The sequence below is a fragment of the Halomonas sp. SL18_1 genome (assembly GCF_055755715.1).
This window is the reverse complement of the sequence record NZ_JBVTRK010000001.1, coordinates 425,972-443,180: the sequence shown is the minus strand read 5'-3', so window position 1 is coordinate 443,180 and position 17,209 is coordinate 425,972. Positions and strand designations below refer to the sequence as shown.

Here is a 17,209-nt window from a genome sequence, read left to right as displayed (position 1 = left end):
CTATTCCCCTTCTCCTCGGCTATTGCCATCACGTCCTCCCGGCACCAGCCGGATACCGGTGGCTTCGAGGGTGATTAGCCGCCGCTTGTAGAGCCGGCCGATGGCCTGCTTGAAGGCGTTCTTGCTGACTCCCAACCGCGCCTTGATCTCGGCGGCGTCGCTCTTGTCGCCCAGAGGCAGGTAGCCGCCGCTTTCGCGCAGCGCCTTGAGCACCGTCTCGCCCACCACGTCGAGGCGTGCGGCCCCCGGCGGCAGCAGCGAGAGATCCAGACGGCCATCCTCGCGAAGCCGCTTCACGTAGCCGGTTAGACGCTGGCCGCGGCGCAGCGGCCGGGTCACATCATCGCGATAGAGCAGTCCCCAGGCGCGGTGGTCGACCACCGCCTTGAACCCCAGGTCGGTCTGCTCGGCGATCACCAGGGTCACCTCGTCACCGGCCGACAGGCCCTCGGCCTGGTCGGAAATAAAGCTGTCGAGCTTCTGGGAGGCGACCGGGCGGCCCTGCTGGTCCTCATAGATCCTCACCAGTACCCGCTTGCCGGGCGTGGGCCGGAAGCGCTGCTCGCCATAGGGCAGCAGCAGGTCCTTGGGATGGCCCCAGTCGAGGAAGGCGCCGGTCTCGTTGACCGTGACCACCTCCAGGTAAGCCACCTCGCCCACGGCGCACTTCGGTGCGCGATAGCGGCGCCCGGCGGCGGGGCGGTCGATGCGGCGGTCGCGGAAATCGGACATGACGGGCTTCCTCACAGATGGGAAGAGTGAAAGTAAGCGCTCACAAATCCCCGAAGCGATACTGCAGCAGGCTAAGCGCCACCACCGGAGCGGTCTCGGTACGCAGGATACGCGGGCCCAGCGACAGCGGCGCGAAACCGATGGCCCGGGAGGCCGCGACCTCGGCCTCGGCGAGACCGCCCTCGGGACCGATCAGCAGAGCCGCCGAGGCGGGCGCCTCGCTGTGCTCGAGCGCCCCGACACTGCCGGGGTGAAGCACCAGGCGCAGGGTCTCGTGGCGGGCGGCCAGCCAGTCGGCCAGCGCCTGCGGGGGGTGCACCGGCGGCACCGTGGCCCGCCCGCACTGCTCGCAGGCGCTGGCGGCCACCGCCTGCCAGTGGGCGAGCTTCTTGGCCTCGCGCTCTCCCTTGAGGCGCACGTCGCCGTGCTCGGTGTAGAGCGGGGTGATGGCCGCCACGCCGAGCTCTACGGCCTTCTGGATGGCATAGTCCATGCGATCCCCCTTGGAAATCGCCTGGCCCAGGTGCACCGCCAGGGGCGACTCGCCGTCGCCCGCGCTCACCGCCTCGATGCGCGCCACCACCCGCTTGCGGCTGGCCTCGACGAGCACCGCCTCGGCCTCCCGGCCGGCGCCGTCGAACAGGCGCAGCGGCGCCCCCTCGCCCAGGCGCAGCACGCGGGCCACGTGGCGGGCCGGTCCTTCGGGCAGAACGACGTCGCCGCCGACCTCATAGTCGGCGGCGACGTGGATACGCGGGGCTTTTCGCAGCGTCACGTTAGCGCCACCACGGAGTCACCCCCCTTACTGGGTGGTCTGCTCGCCCTGCTGCTGGGCCTGCTCGGCCTCGCGCTTCTTCTTCTGGGCGTAGATCGCCTCGAAGTTGACCGGCGCCAGCATCAGGGGCGGGAAACCACCGCGGTTGACCAGGTTGTCGGCGCACTCGCGGGCGTAGGGGAACAGCACGTTGGGGCAGAAGGCGCCCAGGGTGTGATCCAGCTGAGCGCCTTCGATGCCGCTGATGCGGAACAGGCCGGCCTGCTCGATCTCGGCCAGAAAGGAGGTGGTGCCCTCTTCGCTGTGCGTCACCTGGGCGGTGACCTTAATCACCACCTCGTAGAGGTCCTCGCCCACCTTCTGGCTGGAGGTGTTCAGGTCGAGGCTGACCTTGGGCTTGAACGGCTGCTGGAAGACCGCCGGCGAGTTGGGCGCCTCGAAGGAGATATCCTTGACGTAGATGCGCTGCACGGAGAACTGCAGCTGCGGCTTGTTCTGCTGGTCGGCGGCGGCCTGGCTGTTGCCGCCGGCGTTGGGGTTGTTCTCTTCGGCCATGGAAAGAATCCTTTAGAATGCGGAGTGAAACTACTTCTTGACCACCGGCAGACCGTCGGCCTGCCACTGCATCATGCCGCCCTTGAGCTTGAATACCCGGTCAAAGCCGGCCTTGGCCAGCTTGGCCACCGTGGCGCCGGAGCTCTGGCCGCTCTTGCAGACCACGATGATCGGCTTGTCCTTGACCTTCTCCAGCTCGCCCAGGCGCTCGTCGATGCGGCTCTGGGGAATATTGCGTGCCCCGGCGATATGCCCGGCCTTGAAGTCGCCGGCCTCGCGGGTGTCCACGACCACGGCGTCCTCGCGATTGACCAGCTGAGTCGCCTGGGTGGACGTCACGCCGCTGGCCGCGCTGTTGCGGACCTCGTAAACGATCCAGGCGGTCAACACTATCAGGAAGGCACCCACCAGCAGCGGGTGGTTCTGCACGAATTCGAACAGCTGATCGATCATGGGTCCGGAAAACTCTCGTCGGGTACACGGTTTGGGCAATCTGGGCGGCGCCCAGTATACACCAGGTAGGAGCGCCTGGCGGCATGGGCCATGCGGCACATCGACCGGCCATGACGCTCGACCCTGCCGTGCGCTATGATGCCGCAAGCCGCTGCAAGTCGCGACCCCGCGAACCGCTGCCCCCTCCGGGAGGGCGGCCCCTCCGTTGGCAGAAACGATTCAGCCATGTCAACATAGGTGCCCTCGCTTGGTGTCGCCAACCCAACAAGAGGCCCTCTCCCCATGCCCGATTCCACGACCCGCACGCCCCGCCCCGTCGCCCTGATCATCCTCGACGGCTACGGCCACAACCCGGACACCGCCAACAACGCCGTGGCCGCGGCCCACACGCCGAACATGGATCGGCTGTGGCGACATCGGCCCCACGCCCTGCTGCACACCGACGGCAAGTACGTGGGCCTGCCCGAGGGGCAGATGGGCAACTCGGAGGTGGGCCACATGAATCTGGGCGCAGGCCGGGTCGTTTACCAGGAGCTCACCCGTATTTCCAAGGCGGTCGAGGAGGGCGAACTGGACGCCATCCCCGCCCTGACCGACGCCATTGATGCCGCGGTCGCCAAGAACAAGGCCGTCCACCTGCTGGGGCTGCTCTCACCGGGCGGCGTGCACAGCCACGAGGATCACTTCCTGGCCATGGCCGAGTTGGCTGCCCGGCGCGGGGCCCGGCGCATCTTCGTGCATGGCTTCCTCGACGGCCGCGACATGCCGCCGCGCAGCGCCCTGGCCTCCATCGAGCGAGTCAATACGCGGCTTGCCGAGCTGGTGGGCAAGGATAACGGCGGCGTGGCCTCGATCATCGGCCGCTATTTCGCCATGGACCGCGACAACCGCTGGGATCGCGTGGAGAAGGCCTATCGACTGCTCACCGAGGGCGTCGGCGAGCACCAGGCCGCCAGCGCCGAGGCGGGGCTGACCGCCGCCTACGAGCGCGGCGAGAACGACGAGTTCGTCGCCGCCACCGCGGTGAACGCCGGCAAGGGGCCGGTGACCCTCGCCGATGACGATGCGGCCATCTTCATGAACTTCCGCGCCGACCGCGCTCGCGAGCTGACCCGCGCCTTTGTCGAGGAGGCCTTCGACGGCTTCGAGCGCCGCGTGCGACCGACCCTTGCCGGCGGCAGCCTGGTCACCCTGACCCAGTACGCCGCCGATATCCCGGCACCGGCCGCCTTCCCGCCGGCCGACCTGCACAATACCCTGGGCGAGGTGATGGAGAGCCGCGGCCTCACCCAGCTGCGCATCGCCGAGACCGAGAAGTACGCCCACGTCACCTTCTTCTTCTCCGGCGGCCGCGAGGCCGAGTACGAAGGCGAGACCCGGGTCCTGGTGCCCTCGCCCCAGGACGTCAAGACCTACGACGAGAAGCCGGAAATGAGCGCCGCCGAGGTCACCGACAAGCTGGTGGCGGCCATCGAGTCCGACACCTACGACCTGATCGTGTGCAACTACGCCAACGGCGACATGGTCGGCCATACCGGCGACTTCGACGCCGCGGTCAAGGCCATCGAGGCGGTGGACGCCTGCGTCGGGCGGGTAGTGGCGGCCATCGAGAAGGCGGGCGGCGCCTGCCTGATCACCGCCGACCACGGCAACGCCGAGCAGATGGTCAACCCCGACACCGGCGTGGCCCAGACCGCCCACACCACCTTCGAGGTGCCGCTGATCTACGTCGGCTCCGCCTCGGTGCGGCTGCTGGACGACGGCCGGCTGTGCGACATCGCGCCGACCCTGCTGACGATGATGGGCCAGCCGATCCCCGCGGAGATGACCGGCCGGGTGCTGGTCGAACCGGCATGATGCCCGAACGCCAGCGACCATGAGCCACGCCGGACGCCTGCTGCCCCCCTGGGGGTGGCGCTGCTGAGCCTCGCCCTGACGCTCGACGGCGGCGGGGCCACCGTGCTGGCCTCCCCGAGCAGCGAGCGCGAGGCGCGCGAGCGGCTCGACGCCATCGGCGCCGACATACAGTCGCTCAGCCTGCGCCTGCGCGCCACCCGCGAGGAACAGGACGAAGCCTCCCAGGCGCTGCGCCGGGTGGAAACCGAGCTTGCCGAGACCCACCGCCGCCTGGACGACCTCCAGGCCGACCGGCGCCGCCTGGCTGAGGCCATCGACACCCTGGAGACGGAGCGCGCCGCTCTCGAGCAGGAGCGCGACGACCAGGTTGCCGCCCTGCGTACCCAGCTCGACGCCCTCTACCGGCTGGGGCCGAGCCCGCAGCTCAAGCTGCTGCTCAATCAGGACGACCCGGCGCGCCTCGACCGGCTGCAGGCCTACCTCAACTATCTGGCCCGGGCCCGCCACACCCGGCTCGACGAGATCGCCCGGCTGGATGCCGAGCTGAGCGAGAACCGCCGAGAGCTGCAGGCGCGCGGCGAGCGGATGGATACCTTGGCCGCTGAGCTGGCGGAGCGCAGCAGCGAACTGGCCAGCCGCATGGCCGAGCGCGAGCGTTTGCTGGCCGAGCTGCAGGATCGCTATACCAGCGAGCAGGCACGGCTGGCCGACCTGGGCCGCGATCGCGAGCGGGCCGAACAGACCCTCAAGCAGGTCCAGGAGGAGCTGGCCCGTCTCGAGCGCCCGCCCCCTCCACCGCCATCGAACAGACCCGGGGCGATCTGCCCTGGCCGGTGCAGGGAGCGGTGGCCTCGCGCTTTCGCGGCAGCAGCGGCGTGCACCGCAACGGCATCCTGATCGAGGCCCGGGAGGGCACCCCGGTGGCGGCGGTGCACGCCGGCCGGGTGGTCTTCGCCGACTGGATGCGCGGCTTCGGCAACCTGCTGATCCTCGACCACGGCGATCAGGTCATGACCCTGCACGCCCATCTGCAGCGCTTCGAAGTGGAGGTGGGCCAGGCGGTCGCCCGCGGCGACACCCTCGGCAGGGTCGGCGCCAGCGGCGGCCACTCGGCGCCGGCGCTCTACTTCGAAGTGCGCCGTGGCGGCGATCCCATCGATCCCCAGGGCTGGATCGCCCGGCGCTGACGCGGGCTTCCCCAACCTCCCGGCGGCGAGCTATGCTGGACGCCTCGTCTCGCTATCGCGGAGTTCGCATGCCCCTCTGTCTCGCCGGGCTCCTGCCCGCCGCTCCCCGTCGCCTGCTGGCCGCCCTGCTGGCCACGTCGCTCGTCTGGCTGCCGTCGGCCGCCCAGGCGGCAGCACCGGCCGACGACCTGCCGCTGGAGGAGATCCAGACCTTCGCCGAGGTGTTCGAGCGCATCAAGCGTGTCTACGTGGAAGACGTCGACGACCGCACCCTGCTGCGCAACGCCATGCGCGGCATGCTCAGCGAGCTCGACCCCCACTCCGCCTACCTGGACCGCGACGAATTCCAGACGCTGCGCGAATCCACCCAAGGCGAATTCGGCGGCATCGGCATCGAGGTCGGCCTGCAGGACGGCCAGCTGACGGTGATCACCCCCATCGACGACACCCCCGCCTCCCGGGCCGGCCTGCAGTCCCGGGACCAGATCCTGCGCATCGATGACACCCCCACCGACCGGCTCACGCTGCAGGAAGCGGTGACCCTGATGCGCGGCGAACCGGGTAGCGAGCTGACCCTGACCATCCAGCGGCGCGGCGAGGAGTCGCCGCGCACCCTCACCCTGACCCGCGAGATTATCCGCACCGAGAGCGTGCGCAGCGAGCTGCTGGAAACCGCCTACGGCTACCTGCGCATCAGCCAGTTCCAGAGCCGCACCGCCGATCAGGTGGGCGCCGCCATCGAGCGCATGGAGCGTGAAGGCCCCCTCAATGGCCTGGTGCTGGACCTGCGCAACAACCCCGGCGGCGTGCTGCAGGCAGCGGTGGCGGTGGCCGACGCCTTCCTCGACAGTGGCCTGATCGTCTACACCGAGGGCCGCCTGCCCGACGCCGAGATGCGCTTCTCGGCCGGCCGCGACACCGTCGCCCCCGAGGTGCCGCTGGTGGTGCTGATCAACGGTGGCAGCGCCTCGGCGGCGGAGATCGTCGCCGGCGCCCTGCAGGACCAGCATCGGGCGGTGGTAATGGGCACCGAGAGCTTCGGCAAGGGCTCGGTGCAGCAGATCATGCCGCTAGGCAACGGCGAAGGGCTCAAGCTGACCACCGCGCTCTACTTCACGCCCAGCGGCCGCTCGATCCAGGCCCAGGGCATCGAGCCCGATGTGGAAGTGGTGCGCGGCCGGGTCGAGGTGACCGAAAGCGGCCGCCAGGTCCGCGAGGCCGACCTGGAAGGCCACCTGCGCTCCCGGGACGACCCCCGCGAGCGACGCGAGATGAGCGAGCGGCTGCGCGAGGACTACCAGCTTTCTGAGGCCCTCAACCTGCTCAAGGCGCTCAACGTGGTCAGCCAGCGCCGCCGTTAGCGGCAGGAGATCGGCAGGCGCCCGCGCTGCCCAATCGCCTGGCGCATCAGCAGCCGCTTGACCGGCGTGAGCCGGTCGACGCCGCTCATGCCCAGGTTGCGGGCCAGGGTCAGCGCCGGGTGGCGGGCACCGAACAGCAGCCGGAAGCCGTCCATCAGCGCCAGCATGGCGGCGTTGTCGCCGCGCCGGCGGCGGGCATAGCGCGCCAGCACCCCCGCCTCGCCGATGGCCAGGCCGCGACGCCGCGCGGCCAGCACCTCCTCGGCCAGCACCGCGGCATCCATCAGCCCCAGATCGACCCCCTGGCCGGCCAGGGGATGAATGCTGTGGGCGGCATCGCCCACCAGGGCGAAGCCGCGTTGCGCATAGCGCTCGGCGTGGCGCTGGGTCAGCGGCACCGCCTGGGTGCGGTCCACCACCTCGACCTCGCCCAGACGATGTGCGAAGGCGTCTCCCAGCGCTTCGCCCAACGCCTCTGCCGACAGCGTTGTCAGCCGCTCGGCCTCGGCGGGCGAGGTCGACCAGACGATGGAGCAGTAGCGGTCATCGCCGTCCACGGTCAGCGGCAGGAAGGCCAGCGGGCCGCTCTCCAGGAACACCTGGCGGGCCACGCCGCCATGGGGGCGGGCGGTGCGCACCGTGGTGACCACCGCCACATGGCCGGTGTCCCGGGCGCTGACCTCGATGCCGGCCAGGGTGCGCAGCGGCGAGCGCGCCCCGTCGGCGGCCACCACCAGCGGCGCCGCCAGCCGGCGGCCATCCTCCAGCGCCACCTCGCACCCGCCGGGGGTCTCGTCGAGGCCGGCGACCCGGGCCGAGAACTCCAGCGTCACCGAGGGCAGGGCCACCAGCCGCGCCTCCAGCGCCGCCAGCACCAGGTCGTTCTCGACGATATGCCCTAGCACCGGCACCCCGGCCTGATCCGCCGAGAACGCCACCTCGCCACTCCCCTGGGCATCCCACACCCGCATGCGGCGATAGGGCGTCACCCGCCTGCCGCGCATCCACTCCCAGGCCCCCAGGCCCTCGAGCAGGCGCTGCGAGACCGGGGTCAGGGCGCTGACCCGCATGGCGGGCCGGCCCCGGCCCACCCGTTCGGCGTCCAGCAGCGCCGGACGCGCATCGAGCAGGGTGACGGCGACGCCCGCCTGGCCCAGCAGCGCGGCCAGCGCCGCCCCCACCATGCCGCCGCCGACGATGATCGCCTCGCAGCGCTGACGCTCCTCACCGGCTTGCGCCATGCCGTTCCCTCCGTGATGTGTCTGCATGTCAGCGCTCCAGGCCCATGGCGCGGCGCGCCAGGCTGCGGCGCAGCGGCCCCGCCAGATTGAGGCCCACCAGCCCCGCGGCTCGCGCGTGGGAGAGCAGCGGGTGGTCGATGCCGAACAGCCGCACCAGGCCGTCGCTGAAGCGAACGACGCTGTGGCGATCGGCGAACCGACGCGCCTCGAAGTCGCCCAGGGTCGCGAGGGAGCCGAGCGCTTCCCCTCCGCCAGGGCCTGCTCCAGAGCCGCCACCAGGTCCGTCACCCCGCGCAGGGCGAGGTTGAAGCCCTGCCCGGCCACCGGGTGCAACGCATGGGCGGCATTGCCCAGCACCGCCAGCCCGGGGCGCACCGTCTCCCGGGCGGTGACCAGCGTCAGCGGGTAGGCGTGGCGGCTGCCCACGCGGCGAAAGCGCCCGGCACGGTCGCCGAAGGCGCGCTGCAGCTCGACCAGGAAGTCGCCGTCTCTCTGGGCCAGGCGCGCCGCCTCCATACCGCTGGGGTGGGTCCAGACCAGCGCCATCCGCTGACCCGACAGCGGCAGCAGGGCGATGGGCCCGTCGCGGGTGAAGCGCTCGAAGGCGGTGCCGCCGTGGGGGCGACTCACCTCGACGTTGGCGATCAGCGCCACCTGATCGTAGGGCGCCTCTTCGCTGGCGATGCCCAGGCGCTCCTTGAGCCCCGAGCGGCCGCCATCGGCCAGTACCGTTAGACCGGCCCGCAGCTCACCGCCGTCGGAGAGCCTCAGACGATGCCCCTCGGCTTCCGGGACGATGGCCTCCACCCTGGCCGGGCAGTGCCACGCCAGGGGTAGCGCCGCCAGGCGACGATGCAGCACGCTCCCCATCCAGGCGTTGGGAATGACATAGCCCAGGGCCTCCTGACCCAGCTCCTCGGCCAGCAGTCGGGTCACCCCCAGCCGACCCCGCTCGCTGACGTGAATCCGGCGAATCGGTGCGGCCTGCTCGGCCATGGCCTCCCACAGTCCCATGTCGCGAAAGCGCTCCGCCGAGCCCTGAGCGATGGCGCTGGAGCGGGCATCGAAGCTCGGCTGCCAGGCACTGTCGGCCAGCTCGCCCATGGGCGCGGCCTCGATCACCGCCACCGACAGCCCATGGCGCTCGATCAGGGGCGCCAGGCAAACGGCCAGGCTGGCCCCCACCAGGCCGCCACCGATGATGGCGATATCCACCGGGCGCGGGGGCACGGGGCTCATACCGGCTCTCCCCGGCAGGCATAAAAGTCGGCCGACTCGTAATGTAAATTACGTAACATAATTCGAACTCCCTTTCCGCTGATCATTTCCTGGCCATCAGGGACTCGATTTCATCGACCCGCTTGGGCACCCCCTCGCTGAGCACCTCGTGCCCGTCGGCGGTGACCGCCACGTCGTCCTCGATGCGAATGCCGATGCCGCGGTAGGGCGCCGGGATCTCCGCCTCGTCGGGCACGTAGAGCCCCGGCTCGACGGTCAGCACCATGCCCGGCGCCAGCGCCCTGGGCTCGCCCGCCAGGCGATAGGCGCCGACGTCGTGAACGTCCAGCCCCAGCCAGTGGGAGGTGGAGTGCGGATAGAAGCGCTTGATGCTGTCGTCATCGACGCGCGCCTGGACCTCACCCTCGAGCAGCCCCAGCCGTATCAGCCCGGCGGTGAGGTCGTGAACCACACCGGCGTGGATCTCGGCCAGGGTGACGCCGGGTTTGACCGCCGCCACGGCGCGCTCCTGGGCCGCCAGCACCACCTCGTAGAGGGCCCGCTGGGCCTCGCTGAAGCGCCCGCCCACCGGGAAGGTGCGGGTGATGTCACCGGCATAGAGGTCGAACTCGGCGCCGGCGTCGATCAGCACCAGCTCGCCGTCGCGCAGGGCATCGCGATTCTCGATGTAGTGCAGCACACGGCCGTTGTGCCCGCCACCGACGATGCTGGCGTAAGCCGGGCCACTGCCGCCCTGCCAGCGAAACTCGTGTTCCAGCTCGGCCTGCAGGTGGTACTCGCCAAGCCCCGGGCGGGCGGCGCGCATGGCACGCGCATGGGCACGGGCCGAGATCCGTGCCGCATGACGCATCAGCGCCAGCTCGCTCTCGCTCTTGATCAGGCGCGCCTCATGGATCAGCGGCGAGACCTCGACCAGCGCCTCGGGCGGCCGCGCCCCGCGGCGCACCTTCGCCGCCAGGGCGGTGCGTACCTCCTCGGCGGTGGCCATCGCCTCGGCGCTGTCCAGCGGCAGATAGAGGGTGGTGCGGCCATCCAGCAGCGACTCGAGTCGCGCGTCGCGCTCGGCGTTCTCGAAGGCCTGATCGAGGCCGTGCTCGCGCACCGCGCCCTCGGCGCCCAGGCGACGCCCGGTCCAGGTCTCCAGGGCAGGGTCGCGGTCCTGGCAGAACAGTACGCTCTCTCCTCGGCGCGCCCCGGCAGCAGCAGCAGCAGGGCATCGGGCTCGGCAACGCCGGTGAGGTAGTGGAAGTCGCTGTCCTGGCGGAAGGGATACTCGCTGTCCCGCGAGCGGGTGACCAGCGCGGCACCGGGCAGCAGGACCGCGCTGTCGACGGGCAGGGCGGCCATCAGGGCGCGGCGGCGTGACAGGTACTCCGCATTGGTGACGGGGGCGGGACGGGGCAGGGGATCGGGCAGCATCGCGGCTCCTTGGCAATGAACGGGGACATCAGTGGCGGGTCGGCTCGCTGGACTCCACCTGCGGCTGGCCCGGGTGCTGCTCGGTGTAGAGCAGCATGGCGGCCATCCGCGCATGCTCGGTGAGGGCGAAGAGGTCGTTCTCGTTCTCGGCGCTCTCCTCCAGGTCGGTCTCCATGGCGGCCAGAGCCGACAAATCTTCCAGCGCCTCGCGCAGCGGCGCCGACCAGCGCTGGCGGGGGGCCTCGCCGGCCTCCTCGACCACCTCCAGGAAGCCCAGGGTCCAGTCGCGCAGGCCACGGGCGCGTTCGGCGAGGGAGTAGAGCTCATCGGGCAGCAGCGGCTCGTAGTTCAAGGCGCTGTCGGCCAGCGCCTCCAGGGCCTGGCGGCGCCAGGCCAGCAGCGCCTCGGCGCTGTCGCGATCGCGAGGCTGCTCGACCCCAAGGTCCAGGCAGACGGTTTCCAGCCAGTCGGCGGCGCTGAGGTCGTTGAGCGCCAGGCCGGCACACAGCCGGCCGTCGAGAAAGGCCGGGGACTGCATGCTGCCATGCAATAAGAACAGGTCGGCGATGGTAGAGAAATCCGGACGTTCATCGATCGTGGACATGGTGACTTCCGTAGTGGCAGGCGACGCAGAGCGACGTTCGCGGCGCGTTGACCGCCCACGAGCGGCTCTCTTATAGTGGTCGAACGACGCGTCTTGACTGGGCACTGTCTAAGCGGACGCCGCGCCAATGCGGGCAGTTCTAGACAGCTCTCTCCAGGATGTTAACGTATCGGGCCACCCCATGGCCCGCACCGGAGCCCCCATGAGCGATGCTTCCCGCCCCACCGCCGAGATCACCCTGCTGGGTCGGCACTATGTGATCGCCTGCAATCCCGGCGAGGAGCACAAGCTGGACCGCGCCGCCCGCTACCTGGATCGCGCCATGCACGGTATCCACGCCCAGAACAACCTGCTGGGCAGCGAGCGGATCGCCATCATGGCAGCGCTGAATATCGCCCACGAGCTGCTCGAGGCACTGGACGAGCGGCGCAGCGGCGAGCAGAGCCTGGACCGGCTGAGCGAGCGGCTCGAGCAGGCGTTGGCCGGTGGCCCGGCCCCGGGACAGACACCCTGCGAATGACATTGGACGTCACCGCCAGCTCTGATACGATGAAGTTGTTCCCTGGGGTGTTGGCCAGTCGTTATAGTCCCTCGAGCCTATGCGCAATACCCAGGGCGGCCAATAGCTAGCCGGACCCGTGTGCATGTCCGTGCGACGGAAAGCCTGACGGTTCGGCTGCGGCCACCCACCTTGAACCAAGGGTTCAAGGGCCAGAACGACAGCGGCACTCTGGGGAACCCCACGCATCATGTGCAGCCTGCTAGCCCCTCTCGACTTCGACACCCGCGACGACTCCTCGGACGCCCGCTGGCGCCTGCGCCAGGCCCTGCGTCGTCGCCGCCGTGCCCTCGAGCCGTTACAACAGCGCCAGGCCGCCCAGGCCCTGCGTCGCCGGCTGCGCCGCCTGCCCGAGCTGCAGCGCGCCCGCCGCGTGGCCCTCGATCTGCCCAACGACGGCGAGATCGACCCCCGGCCGCTGATCCCGTGGCTCACAGAGCGCGGCGCCCGGGTCTACCTGCCGGTGCTCAAACCGCTCACTCACAACGCCCTATGGTTCGTTCACTACCACCAGGGGACGCCGATGGTGCGCAACCGGTTCGGCATCGCCGAGCCCGACACCCGCCACGGCGCGCACCGGGCCCGGCGCCTGGCGGCCTGGGCGCTGGACGTGATCCTGCTGCCGCTGGTGGGCTTCGACGAGGCCGGCCAGCGCCTGGGCATGGGCGGCGGCTTTTACGACCGCAGCCTGGCCTTCACCCGCCGACCGGGCCCCCGACCGCGGCTGATCGGCCTGGCCCACGAGTGCCAGCGGGTCGCCCGGCTGCCGAGCGCGTCCTGGGACGTGCCGCTGGATGCCATCGCCAGCGACGCCCGCCTCGTCAGACCCTGACGCTGAGCCCGTAACGCAAACGACCGGCCGGTGCTCTGCACCGGCCGGTCGTTTCGGTTGCTGCATCTGATCATGGCACTGATGGCCGACTCAGCTGCCCGCCAGCGCCTGGGCATAGCCGGTCACCACGACGCCGATGCCGAATGCCAGCACCAGTGCCATGACCAGATCGGGCTTGCGCTTCATTGCCTGCTCCCTGGTTATGCGTCCGCCGCGGCGGAGAGTTAACGATGTCGCACATGGCGATGTGCAGCGACGACTATAGGGGCTAAGACACCAGACTGACAACTGTTCCTGACCAGGGATTACATATCGAAACGCATGCTATTTCTCGGCTTTAGCGTGAGTCAGCGCTTACCCAGCGCGGTTCAGGCCATGAACAGCCGATAGGCCGAGTTGTCGGATTCCTTCCAGTAGCGATAGCCGATCTCGTCGAAGTGCTCCTCCACGTGGCAACGATCCCCATTGGGTATCTGCATGCCCACCAGCACCCGTCCGTACGCTGCCCCGTGGTTACGGTAATGGAACAGCGAGATGTTCCAGTCGTGGGGCAGGTGGGTGAGGAAGTTCATCAGCGCCCCGGGGCGCTCGGGGAACTCGAAGCGGTAGACCTCTTCGTCGAAGTGCTCCTTGGGGCGACCGCCGCCGAGGTGGCGAATATGCAGCTTGGCCAGCTCGTTATCGGTGAGGTCCTCCACCGGATAGCCGGCATCGCGCAGCTTGTCGATCACCGCCTGGCGATCCTCGCCGCCGGGCTTGACCTGCACGCCGACGAAGATGTGCGCCGCGTCCGGGTCGGCGTAGCGGTAGTTGAACTCGGTGACCATGCGCTTGCCGATGGTCTTGCAGAATTTCTTGAAGCTGCCGGGCTTCTCGGGAATCGTCACCGCGAGGATTGCCTCGCGCTGCTCGCCCAGCTCGGTGCGCTCGGCGATATGCTGCAGCCGGTCGAAGTTGGTATTGGCGCCGGAGTTGATGCACAGCAGGGTCTGGCCTTCGGCGCCGGTCCGCTGGATATACTTCTTCAGCCCCGCCAGCGACAGGGCCCCGGAGGTCTCCGACACCGCCCGGGTATCGTCGAAGATGTCCTTCACCGCCGCGCACATCTCGTCGGCGTTGACGGTGATGACCTCGTCGACCAGCTCGCGGACGATGGAGAAGGGCACCTCGCCGATCTGGGCCACCGCCACCCCTTCCGCGAAGACGCCCACCTGGTCGAGCACCACCCGCTCGCCTGCCTCCAGGGCCGCCTTGAGGCAGGCGCTGTCCTCGGCCTCGACGCCGATCACCTTGACCTCGGGGCGCAGGTACTTGACGTAGGCCGCCACCCCGGCGATCAGCCCGCCGCCCCCCACCGGCACGAAGATGGCGTCCAGCGGCCCGGCGTGCTGATGGAGGATCTCCATGGCCACGGTGCCCTGGCCGGCGATGACGTCGATATCGTCGAAGGGCGGAATGTAGGTGTAGCCGTGCTCCTCGATCAGCTCCCGGGCGTGCGCGGCAGCAGCGGCAAAGGCGTCACCCTTGAGCACGACCTTGGCGCCCCGGGCGCGCACGGCGGCCACCTTGATCTCGGGGGTGATGCGCGGCATCACGATCACCGCCTTGACCCCCATCTGCTTGGCCGCCATGGCCAGGCCCTGGGCGTGGTTGCCCGCAGACGCCGCGATGACGCCCTTGGCCTTCTGCTCCTCGGTCAGCTGGGCCATCTTGTTGTAGGCGCCGCGGATCTTGAAGGAGTGGACCGGCTGCAGGTCCTCGCGCTTGATCAGGATGGTGTTGTGAAAGCGGCGGGAGAGGAAGGGGGCCGGGGAGATCGGCGTTTCCCGGGCGGCCTCGTAGACCCGGGCCTGGAGAATCTTCTTGACGGTGGCTTCTAGCATCCTGATATCCCAGAGGAGTGACGCGAAGGGCTGTGCTGCAGTGCAGAGAACCCCTATTGGTAGCATTCCCGACGGCATGGCGTCCAGCGCAGCCCCGGTAAGATAAGGGTCGTCGCTGCTGTGCTTGGCGAGGGACGCCGGGGCAGGCCAAAGAGGAGGTCCGATTCCAGGGGTGAGGAGCACTGCTCCGAACGGGCTGGCCATGGATGGCCAGCACCGGACCTGCAAGCGGAGCGGGACGCGAGAGCGCAGCAGGGAATCGGTAGCGTACAAGGAGGTATTCACAGCGCCTCCTCGGCGGTCCGGCGCTCCGGCGCTCCGGGGCCTGCCGACGGATCAGTCCCGAGCGATGCTGCTACCTGCGATCGTTCTGCCTGCGGGACACTCGCCATCAAGCCCGCTTTGCCGACTCGGGGGCAGGGCTATCCCGGGCGCACCCTCCGCCATGCCATCGGCAGAGCGGCCCGGCTGGCCTATAATGGCGCCCGATTCCCATCCATCCGCCACCTGAGAGCGACCCCATGACCCAGGACGAACTGAAGGACGCCGTCGCCGCCGCCGCCATCGACGAGATCGCGCCCTGGCTCGAGCGCGACACCGTGCTCGGCATCGGCACCGGCTCCACCGCCAACCGCTTCATCGACCGCCTGGCCAAGCTGCGCGACGACTTCAGGGGCGCCGTGGCGAGCTCCGAGGCCAGCGCCGAGCGGCTGCGCGGTCACGGCATCGAGGTGTTCGAGCTCAACAGCGTGGGCAGCGTGCCCTTCTACATCGACGGCGCCGACGAAGTGAACGCTCACTTACACATGATCAAGGGCGGCGGGGCGGCCCTGACCCGGGAGAAGATCGTCGCCGCCTGTGCCGAGCGCTTCATCTGCATCGCCGACGCTTCCAAGAAGGTCGAGCGCCTAGGGGAGTTCCCGCTGCCGGTGGAGGTCATCCCCATGGCGCGCTCCTACGTGGCCCGGGAACTGGTCAAGCTGGGCGCCGACCCGGTCTACCGCGAGGGCGTGGTGACCGACAACGGCAACCAGATCATCGACTGCTTCGAGTTCCCCATCGATGACCCGGTGGCCATGGAGGCACGCATCAACGCCATCGTCGGCGTGGTCACCAACGGCCTGTTCGCCGCCCGTGGCGCCGACGTGCTGCTGCTGGGCAGCGAGAGCGGCGTCGAGCGGCTGACGCCGGCCTGACGACAACAGCAAGCACTCACTCACCCCAACAGTCGCGACAGCCCCGCCAGGGTGCGCACCAGGGCGCCGCGATTGGCCGCGATCACCGCCTGGCCGGCCTCGGCCAGGCGGTGACGCTCCGGCTCGTCGTCGAACAGCGCCAGAAGCACATGGCCCAGCGCCTCGGCATCGCCGACCTCCACCAGGGCATCGGCATCGCGCAGGGTGGCCGCCACCTCCTCGAAATTGGCCAGCGCCGGGCCGGTAAGCACCGGCACGCCCATAGCCGCTGGCTCCAGCAGGTTGTGTCCGCCCACCGGCACCAGGCTGCCGCCGACGAAGGCCAGATCGCCGACCCCGTAGAGCGTGAGCAGCTCTCCCATGGTGTCACCCAGATAGACCGCGGTCGCCGGGCCCGGCCACTCCTCACGGGAGCGCCGCGCCACGGCCAGGCCCCGCTCGGCGCACAGTGCCGCCACCGCCTCGAAGCGCTGGGGGTGGCGCGGCACCAGGATCAGCAGCGCCTCGGGGTAGTGCGCCCGCAGCCGAGCATGCACCGCCAGCAGCAGCTCGTCCTCGCCCGGGTGGGTGGAGCCCGCCACCCAGATGGGACGCGCCCCCAGCCGGGTGCACAGCTGCCGGCTCTGGGCCAAGGCGACGGGGTCCGGCGACAAGTCATACTTCAGCGAGCCCACGACCTCGCTGCGCTCGGCGGCCATGCCCAGCGCCCTAAAGCGCTCGGCATCGGCCGCGGACTTGGCCGCCAGCCAGTCGACGTGGCTCAGCGCCTCGACCATCAGCGGCCTCAGCCGGCGGTAGCCGCGAAAGGCGCGGGGCGAGAGGCGCCCGTTGACCACGGCCACCGGCACCCCGCGACGGTCGCAGGCAGCCAGCAGATTGGGCCACAGCTCGGTCTCGAAGAGGATCGCCAGCGCCGGGGCGAGCCGGTCGATGAAGCGGCGCGCCGCGCCGGGAAAGTCCAGCGGCACGAAGTGATGGCTCACTTCGCCGCCAGCCCCCGACTGGCCGAGCTGGGCGGCTAGGGCCGCCGCCCGCTCGGCGCCGGTGGCGGTCATGGTGGTGATCACCAGGCGATGGCCGGGATAGCGCTCGACCAGCGCCTCGATCAGCGGACGGGCGGCCAGCACCTCGCCCACCGAGGCGCAGTGCAGCCAGAGGGTTCGCCGGCGGTGGGGCGAGGGCGTCAGCCACCCCAGCCGCTCCCGCCGGGGGTAAGGGGGCACTTGCTCGCGCCAGACGCGCCGCCAGATCAGCGGCGACAGCAGGTAGAGCGCCGCCGAGTAGAGACGCCTCGCCCAGGGTCGCCCAGTGCGCAC

At 70.0% G+C, this 17,209-nt stretch carries 15 protein-coding genes, 1 other RNA gene and 2 pseudogenes; 8 read left to right on the top strand and 10 right to left on the bottom strand.

The genetic code is table 11. The features are described 5' to 3' along the window. From ACSJDS_RS02240 to ACSJDS_RS02225, 4 genes are read right to left on the bottom strand one after another with little or no spacing between them, the layout of a single operon-like run. A complete protein-coding gene (locus ACSJDS_RS02240; RefSeq protein ID WP_473031930.1) occupies positions 1 to 732 on the bottom strand; it encodes a CvfB family protein in 732 nt (243 codons plus the stop codon). 40 nt (positions 733 to 772) lie between these two features. Next, entirely contained in the window at positions 773 to 1,501 is a 729-nt protein-coding gene (locus tag ACSJDS_RS02235) for a 16S rRNA (uracil(1498)-N(3))-methyltransferase (protein ID WP_473034954.1), read from the bottom strand. 33 nt (positions 1,502 to 1,534) lie between these two features. After that, complete coding sequence (secB, locus tag ACSJDS_RS02230; protein WP_473031929.1) at positions 1,535 to 2,062, bottom strand: protein-export chaperone SecB; 528 nt, start codon at positions 2,060 to 2,062, stop codon at positions 1,535 to 1,537. Between the two features lie 30 nt (positions 2,063 to 2,092). Continuing rightward, positions 2,093 to 2,515: a rhodanese-like domain-containing protein gene (locus tag ACSJDS_RS02225; RefSeq protein WP_473031928.1), complete on the bottom strand. Its 423-nt coding sequence runs from the start codon at positions 2,513 to 2,515 to the stop codon at positions 2,093 to 2,095. A gap of 282 nt (positions 2,516 to 2,797) precedes the next feature. On the opposite strand from ACSJDS_RS02225, the gene gpmI reads away from it, so the two are divergent. From gpmI to ACSJDS_RS02205, 4 genes are all read left to right on the top strand, one after another. Continuing rightward, positions 2,798 to 4,372 (top strand): 2,3-bisphosphoglycerate-independent phosphoglycerate mutase, encoded by a 1,575-nt coding sequence (gene gpmI, locus ACSJDS_RS02220; protein ID WP_473031927.1) that lies wholly within the window; start codon positions 2,798 to 2,800, stop codon positions 4,370 to 4,372. Positions 4,373 to 4,426: 54 nt separating this feature from the next. Continuing rightward, the gene (locus ACSJDS_RS02215) at positions 4,427 to 5,269 is read left to right on the top strand and encodes a murein hydrolase activator EnvC family protein (RefSeq protein ID WP_473031926.1); all 843 of its coding nucleotides are present in this window, start codon (positions 4,427 to 4,429) and stop codon (positions 5,267 to 5,269) included. Further along, positions 5,218 to 5,559, top strand: coding sequence for a murein hydrolase activator EnvC family protein (locus ACSJDS_RS02210; RefSeq protein ID WP_473031925.1), 342 nt, complete (start codon positions 5,218 to 5,220; stop codon positions 5,557 to 5,559). Before ACSJDS_RS02215 ends, ACSJDS_RS02210 begins: the two co-directional genes overlap by 52 nt. A gap of 68 nt (positions 5,560 to 5,627) precedes the next feature. Beyond that, positions 5,628 to 6,920, top strand: coding sequence for a S41 family peptidase (locus ACSJDS_RS02205; RefSeq protein ID WP_473031924.1), 1,293 nt, complete (start codon positions 5,628 to 5,630; stop codon positions 6,918 to 6,920). On the opposite strand, the gene ACSJDS_RS02200 is transcribed toward ACSJDS_RS02205, so the two are convergent. From ACSJDS_RS02200 to ACSJDS_RS02185, 4 genes and pseudogenes are all read right to left on the bottom strand, one after another. After that, complete coding sequence (locus ACSJDS_RS02200; RefSeq protein ID WP_473031923.1) at positions 6,917 to 8,188, bottom strand: UbiH/UbiF/VisC/COQ6 family ubiquinone biosynthesis hydroxylase; 1,272 nt, start codon at positions 8,186 to 8,188, stop codon at positions 6,917 to 6,919. The two genes, ACSJDS_RS02205 and ACSJDS_RS02200, sit on opposite strands and share 4 nt — an antisense overlap. A 1-nt stretch (position 8,189) precedes the next feature. After that, positions 8,190 to 9,400 (bottom strand): annotated as a pseudogene (gene ubiH, locus ACSJDS_RS02195) (2-octaprenyl-6-methoxyphenyl hydroxylase). A gap of 82 nt (positions 9,401 to 9,482) precedes the next feature. Then, positions 9,483 to 10,819: pseudogene (gene pepP, locus ACSJDS_RS02190) on the bottom strand (Xaa-Pro aminopeptidase). 28 nt (positions 10,820 to 10,847) lie between these two features. Next, positions 10,848 to 11,423, bottom strand: coding sequence for a UPF0149 family protein (locus ACSJDS_RS02185; RefSeq protein WP_473031922.1), 576 nt, complete (start codon positions 11,421 to 11,423; stop codon positions 10,848 to 10,850). 202 nt (positions 11,424 to 11,625) lie between these two features. Here ACSJDS_RS02185 and ACSJDS_RS02180 point away from each other — a divergent pair, with 202 nt between their 5' ends. The 3 genes from ACSJDS_RS02180 (at position 11,626) to ACSJDS_RS02170 (ending at position 12,814) form a co-directional block, all read left to right on the top strand. Beyond that, on the top strand, positions 11,626 to 11,943 hold the full coding sequence (locus ACSJDS_RS02180) for a cell division protein ZapA (RefSeq protein WP_473031921.1): 318 nt from the start codon (positions 11,626 to 11,628) through the stop codon (positions 11,941 to 11,943). Between the two features lie 36 nt (positions 11,944 to 11,979). Further along, positions 11,980 to 12,164: non-coding RNA, 6S RNA (ssrS, locus tag ACSJDS_RS02175), on the top strand. Positions 12,165 to 12,172: 8 nt separating this feature from the next. Further along, positions 12,173 to 12,814, top strand: a complete 642-nt coding sequence (locus ACSJDS_RS02170; protein ID WP_473031920.1) for a 5-formyltetrahydrofolate cyclo-ligase — start codon at positions 12,173 to 12,175, stop codon at positions 12,812 to 12,814. A 368-nt stretch (positions 12,815 to 13,182) separates the two neighbouring features. On the opposite strand, the gene ilvA is transcribed toward ACSJDS_RS02170, so the two are convergent. Further along, positions 13,183 to 14,697, bottom strand: a complete 1,515-nt coding sequence (gene ilvA, locus ACSJDS_RS02165) for a threonine ammonia-lyase, biosynthetic (protein WP_473031919.1) — start codon at positions 14,695 to 14,697, stop codon at positions 13,183 to 13,185. A 521-nt stretch (positions 14,698 to 15,218) separates the two neighbouring features. On the opposite strand from ilvA, the gene rpiA reads away from it, so the two are divergent. Next, positions 15,219 to 15,893 carry a ribose-5-phosphate isomerase RpiA gene (gene rpiA, locus ACSJDS_RS02160; RefSeq protein WP_473031918.1) on the top strand — a complete coding sequence of 225 codons (675 nt, stop codon included), beginning with the start codon at positions 15,219 to 15,221 and terminating at the stop codon, positions 15,891 to 15,893. Between the two features lie 20 nt (positions 15,894 to 15,913). On the opposite strand, the gene waaA is transcribed toward rpiA, so the two are convergent. After that, the gene (waaA, locus tag ACSJDS_RS02155; protein WP_473034953.1) at positions 15,914 to 17,209 is read right to left on the bottom strand and encodes a lipid IV(A) 3-deoxy-D-manno-octulosonic acid transferase; all 1,296 of its coding nucleotides are present in this window, start codon (positions 17,207 to 17,209) and stop codon (positions 15,914 to 15,916) included.

Excerpts from the sequence above, each read along its gene's own strand:
- ACSJDS_RS02200 (WP_473031923.1), bottom strand. The coding sequence starts at position 8,188 with ATGCAGACACATCACGGAGGGAACGGCATGGCGCAAGCCGGTGAGGAG.
- ACSJDS_RS02205 (WP_473031924.1), top strand. The coding sequence starts at position 5,628 with ATGCCCCTCTGTCTCGCCGGGCTCCTGCCCGCCGCTCCCCGTCGCCTG.
- secB (WP_473031929.1), bottom strand. The coding sequence starts at position 2,062 with ATGGCCGAAGAGAACAACCCCAACGCCGGCGGCAACAGCCAGGCCGCC.
- ACSJDS_RS02225 (WP_473031928.1), bottom strand. The coding sequence starts at position 2,515 with ATGATCGATCAGCTGTTCGAATTCGTGCAGAACCACCCGCTGCTGGTG.
- ACSJDS_RS02170 (WP_473031920.1), top strand. The coding sequence starts at position 12,173 with ATGTGCAGCCTGCTAGCCCCTCTCGACTTCGACACCCGCGACGACTCC.
- ilvA (WP_473031919.1), bottom strand. The coding sequence starts at position 14,697 with ATGCTAGAAGCCACCGTCAAGAAGATTCTCCAGGCCCGGGTCTACGAG.
- ACSJDS_RS02240 (WP_473031930.1), bottom strand. The coding sequence starts at position 732 with ATGTCCGATTTCCGCGACCGCCGCATCGACCGCCCCGCCGCCGGGCGC.
- ACSJDS_RS02180 (WP_473031921.1), top strand. The coding sequence starts at position 11,626 with ATGAGCGATGCTTCCCGCCCCACCGCCGAGATCACCCTGCTGGGTCGG.
- gpmI (WP_473031927.1), top strand. The coding sequence starts at position 2,798 with ATGCCCGATTCCACGACCCGCACGCCCCGCCCCGTCGCCCTGATCATC.
- rpiA (WP_473031918.1), top strand. The coding sequence starts at position 15,219 with ATGACCCAGGACGAACTGAAGGACGCCGTCGCCGCCGCCGCCATCGAC.
- ACSJDS_RS02185 (WP_473031922.1), bottom strand. The coding sequence starts at position 11,423 with ATGTCCACGATCGATGAACGTCCGGATTTCTCTACCATCGCCGACCTG.